The 571-nt window shown below is 57.1% G+C and carries 1 pseudogene; it reads left to right on the top strand.

Annotated elements, in window-relative coordinates:
* Window positions 1–51 precede the first annotated feature (51 nt).
* Window positions 52–571: pseudogene (locus tag KBX17_RS11445) on the top strand (IS30 family transposase); the annotation flags it as partial.

Genomic DNA, 571 nt, shown 5'->3' with positions numbered 1-571 from the left:
CTTAAGTTCTAGTGGTCGTTGCAACACTGATCTGAAGGGTTGGTGTTGGTGATGACGGTGTCACGGTGGGATCCACCGGTTGAGGAGATCACTCGGTTCCACCAGTTGGTGGTGGGTGATGGTTTGTCGGTGCGTGCGGCTGGGCTGGATCTGGGATGGTCGTTAGCTACGGCGTATCGGATTGCGCATCGTGATGGGTTACCACTGCGGAATAAGACGTTGTCGTCACAGGTGGTTGACGAGATTGTTGCGTTGTTTGCCCAGAATGTCGCGCCAATGGATATTGTGCGGCGGTTGGGTGTGAATCCTTCGTCGGTATACCGGGTGGGGATATCGATTGGTGCGCGGCCCCGTCCTGCTCCTGAGGGTCGGCGGGCTGTGGCTACGGCGCGGCGAGTGGAGTATTTGGAGCTTCGGGCCTGTGGGTTGGATCGTCGTTCTGCTGCAGCTGCGTGTGGGATGGGGTTACGTGGTGCGCTTGATGTTGATAAGGGGGTGATTAAAACACGTGGTCGGCGTGTGCCGTTTGTGCCTGATGGCCAGGCAGTTTATCGCTATAAACGGCTTATGC

The organism is Corynebacterium sp. CCUG 65737 (assembly GCF_024454115.1).
In the GTDB taxonomy this organism is placed as follows: Bacteria; Actinomycetota; Actinomycetes; order Mycobacteriales; family Mycobacteriaceae; genus Corynebacterium; species Corynebacterium genitalium.
This window is presented reverse-complemented; position numbering and strand designations above follow the sequence as displayed.